This is a genomic window from uncultured Chitinophaga sp., assembly GCF_937874145.1.
Taxonomy (GTDB): domain Bacteria; phylum Bacteroidota; class Bacteroidia; order Chitinophagales; family Chitinophagaceae; genus Chitinophaga.
Map to the genome: position 1 here is coordinate 1 of NZ_CALNBI010000001.1, position 4119 is coordinate 4119.

The following is a 4119-nucleotide window of genomic DNA, read 5'->3' on the forward strand; positions in this document are numbered from 1 at the left end:
CCAGCAACGGTCGATCATAGTGATGAGGTTGCCTTCGTTTTTCTGCATGTGGTAGATATCGTACAGGATCTTGCAGGACGGGCTGTTCACCGCTCGGCAGATCTCGTACGTTTGCTCTGAGGTGCGGAGGAAGAGATCGGGCGTATCGCTGAGGGGCTCGAGCACCATGGTGAGGCCGCCTTTTTCGAGGATTTCGGAGCCGGCGCGCAGTGCGTCGATCACGTTGCCGGTCTGGATGCCGATGGGCAGGTGGCGTTCGAAGAAGCCGGGAACCACGGTGGCCCATTTGGCATTGACGCGCTTGGCCAGCTCCACGGAGCGTTCGCAGGCTTTCAGGAATACGTCGAGGTGTTCTTTTTTACCGGTAGTGAGGGAAACTTTCCAGTTTTCGCCGCCGTCGATCACGAACACGCCCATTCTCATGCCCAGTTTGGAAAGCAGTTCCCCGATTTTGTTCTGCTGGGCGGTATCGCGGCCGAGCATGCCGTTGTCTTCGATGGAGCGGAAGCCCTGGTCGTGCATGTACCGGATCTGGTCGAGGAAGTCTTCCCCACCGGAGTTTTTGAACATTCCCTGATGCGGGGCGTAGTCCATATTGAAGGTTTTTCCCGCGGCGGCGGTATTGTCGGCCCCTTTGGCGGAGCCCGCCAATGCGGTGGCGCCGCCGAAAGTGAGGGCGGATATGCCGGCGAGGGTCGACTGTTGAAGAAAGCTTCTTCTTTCCATAGCGTGTATTTTAAAATGACTTTAGCAAAGTCGAAATTTATAGTTTTTAATATGGAAATCCATATGTATTGAATAAAAAATAGATGAACGGCCATTTCACTCGATTTCATGCAACGTCCATCGCCAATTTTTGACGTTCATAAAATAAATATTGGATTCCCAGTGCTAAAAGGATAAATTCACACGCTTTTTATTACAACCACAATAGATGAGAAGAACCGCGTTATTCCTGTTCGGAGGCCTCTGCGCCGCCACCGCCCAGGCACAGACTACACCTTTCGAAGCGTATGACCAGAAAATCGAGGGTACGGATGTTACCATTAAGATGGTACCGGTGAAGGCCGGAGAATTCCTGCTCGGGAGCCCTGCTGCCGAAAAAGGGCGTTCCGCCGACGAAGGGCCGCAGAAAAAAGTGAAAGTAGATGCTTTCTGGATGGGCGCTTACGAAGTTACATTCGACCAGTACGACCTGTACGCAGATAAAGACAAAGATAAATCGCCGCTGCCCGACGGGATGACCCGTCCCAGCCCGCCTTACATCGACCTTACGCTGGGCATGGGCAAAGCCGGAGGCTTCCCCGCCAACAGCATGAGCCAGTACGGCGCGCTGATGTATTGCCGCTGGCTGTATAACAAGACGGGCGTATTCTTCCGCCTGCCCACCGAAGCAGAATGGGAATATGCCTGCCGCGCGGGCTCCAAGACCGCGTATCCCTTCGGCAACGATGCTTCCAAACTGAAAGAATTCGCCTGGACGGCCGAGAATTCCGAAGATAAATACCACAAAGTAGGCGAGCTGAAGCCCAATGCCTGGGGGCTCTACGACATGCACGGCAACGTAGCCGAGTGGACGATGGACCAATACGAAGCCGAGGCTTACAAAACCCTCGACGCCGCAAACCCCTGGCTGAAGCCGACCGATAAAACGCCCCGCACCGTGCGCGGCGGGAATTATATGGATGACGCCGCCTCCGTTCGCAGCGCTTCCCGCCTGATGTCCGACATCGCCTGGAACGACCGCGATCCCCAGATCCCGAAGAGCAAATGGTGGAACGCCGACGCGCCTTTCGTAGGGTTCCGCATCGTTCGCCCCCTCAAACAGCCGACCAAAGAAGAAGCGGAGAAGTTCTTCGCTGACACGATCGACCAGTTCGTGGGATCCCGGTAATCCGTAAAATCTCTGTCAGGGCATGGATTTTCGGCGGATTATCCGTACTTTTTAATGCTATTGTCTATTTCATTATACTTTTCACCAACGGCGCCAGTTGGCGTCCGGTAAAATACCTCACATGGAAAAGGAAACACGCTCTCAATTCCACGATCAGAGTCGCAGAGACTTCGTTAAGAAAACCTCTATCCTCGCAGGCGCCGCCCTCGCAGCCCCTTACCTGTCGCAGGCAGCACAAACCAATTACTTTTCCGGTGCAGCCGGCGTGATCAAAATAGCCCTCATCGGCTGTGGCGGCCGCGGAACCGGCGCCGCAGTGCAGGCGCTCAGCACCAAGCAGAACGTACAGCTCGTTGCCATGGCCGACGCTTTCGCCGACCGGCTCAACAGCAGCTACAAAGAAATTGTGGAGTCCATGAAAAAAACGCCCGAGCGCGTGAAAGTGGCCGAAGCAGATAAATTCGTGGGCTTCGACGGCTACAAGCAAGCCATCGCCAAAGCCGACGTGGTGATCCTCACCACCCCTCCGGGCTTCCGCCCCATCCACTTTGAAGAAGCCATCGCGCAGGGTAAGCACGTGTTCATGGAAAAACCCGTGGCCACCGATCCCGCAGGCATCGCCAAAGTGCTCGAAACCGCGGAAAAGGCGAAAGCCAAAAAACTGAACGTGGTGGTTGGTCTCCAGCGTCACTATATGACTTCTTACCGCGAACTGCACAAACGCGTGCAGGATGGTATGATCGGCGATATCACCTCCATCCAGGTTTGGTGGAACCAGGGAGCACTCTGGGTTCGCGAGCGCAAGCCCGAATACACCGAAATGGAATACCAGATGCGCAACTGGTATTATTTCAACTGGCTCTGCGGCGACCATATCGTAGAACAGCACATCCACAACATCGACGTCGGCAACTGGTTCATGGGTAAAACGCCCGTAACAGCAGTAGGCATGGGCGGCCGCGCCATCCGTACCGGCCCGGAAGCAGGTGAGATCTTCGACCACCACTTCGTGGAATACCGTTATGACAATGGCGTAGTGATGAACAGCCAATGCCGCCACTGGAAAGATTCCGTGAGCAAGGTAGATGAGGAGATCGTGGGCACGAAAGGCCGCATCTTCTGCGACCGCGCCCAGATCGTAGACCATAAAGGCAAAACGCTCTACCAGTTCGACCGCAAGCAGCACAACCGTCCGTACCAGGCCGAGCACGACGAGCTGTTCGAAGCGATCGCCAACGGCCAGTACAAATTCCAGGACGCGCAGATGGGCGCCGAAGCTACGCTTTCCGCGATCATCGGCCGTATGGCTACTTATTCCGGCCAGCAGATCGAGTGGGAAAAGGCGCTGAAATCAGGCATCAACCTGCAGCCTTCCCGTTATGCGTTCGACGCTCCGCCGCCGATCGTTCCGGATGCGCAAGGCAACTACGCCTACGCCAAACCCGGCATCACCCGCTACTTCTCCTGATCACGCAAGTGAAAAGGCAGCGATATTGGAAAGGCGCACCCGGTACCGGGTGCGCCTTTCCTGTTACCGAACCTTCCATAAAATGTTTATATTCAGGACATGAAATCGTACATCACGGTCGCCATCGCCCTGCTGCTGAGCGCCGCCGCCATGGCGCAACCCAAGAACATCCGCCTCTGGGCGCAGCAGGATATCCTGCAAACCAAAGAACTGCGGAACGCCCATGTCGGCATCAGCATCTACGACCCCGCCACCCAGAAATACTGGTACCAGCACCAGGACGATAAATTCTTCGTGCCCGCTTCCAATACCAAGATCTTTACGCTGTTTGCGGGATTGCAGTTGCTGGGGGATTCGCTGCCGGGGATGAAGTTCGCGGAGAACGATACGGCGTTGTTTATCCAGGGAACGGGCGACCCCTCGTTCCTGCATCCCGATTTCACCTCGCAACGCATTCTCGAAAAACTGGGGAAAAACATCTGGCTGCAACCCGCCACTATCAAGAATAAACGCTTCGGCCCGGGTTGGGGCTGGGGCGATTACGCGGACTATTACCAGCCGGAACTGAACGAATGGCCCATGTACGGCAACGTCACCCGCATCCGGATCAAGGGCGCGGATTATTCCATGTCGCCAGAGTTTGAAACGGAACTGGTCTACGAGCGCCCGCCGAACGAACAGCTGGCCGACCGCGAAGAGCGCGAGAATCTTTTCACCCTGCACATCCGGTCAGACATTCACGCGGAACAGACGTTCG

The 4119-nt window shown here is 55.7% G+C and carries 4 protein-coding genes; 3 read left to right on the top strand and 1 reads right to left on the bottom strand.

Annotated elements, in window-relative coordinates; translation table 11 throughout:
* A partial coding sequence (locus Q0510_RS00005; RefSeq protein WP_298707078.1) for a TIM barrel protein occupies positions 1-726 on the bottom strand: 726 nt, incomplete at its 3' end.
* 208 nt (positions 727-934) lie between these two features.
* On the opposite strand from Q0510_RS00005, the gene Q0510_RS00010 reads away from it, so the two are divergent.
* The 3 genes from Q0510_RS00010 to Q0510_RS00020 form a co-directional block, all read left to right on the top strand.
* On the top strand, positions 935-1894 hold the full coding sequence (locus tag Q0510_RS00010; protein WP_298707080.1) for an SUMF1/EgtB/PvdO family nonheme iron enzyme: 960 nt from the start codon (positions 935-937) through the stop codon (positions 1892-1894).
* Positions 1895-2015: 121 nt separating this feature from the next.
* Positions 2016-3362 carry a Gfo/Idh/MocA family oxidoreductase gene (locus Q0510_RS00015; protein ID WP_298707082.1) on the top strand — a complete coding sequence of 449 codons (1347 nt, stop codon included), beginning with the start codon at positions 2016-2018 and terminating at the stop codon, positions 3360-3362.
* Between the two features lie 99 nt (positions 3363-3461).
* Positions 3462-4119, top strand: a 658-nt coding sequence (locus Q0510_RS00020; protein ID WP_298707084.1) for a D-alanyl-D-alanine carboxypeptidase, incomplete at its 3' end; no start/stop codon positions are given.

Coding starts and splice junctions, on each gene's coding strand:
- Q0510_RS00010 (WP_298707080.1), top strand. CDS start 935: ATGAGAAGAACCGCGTTATTCCTGTTCGGAGGCCTCTGCGCCGCCACC.
- Q0510_RS00015 (WP_298707082.1), top strand. CDS start 2,016: ATGGAAAAGGAAACACGCTCTCAATTCCACGATCAGAGTCGCAGAGAC.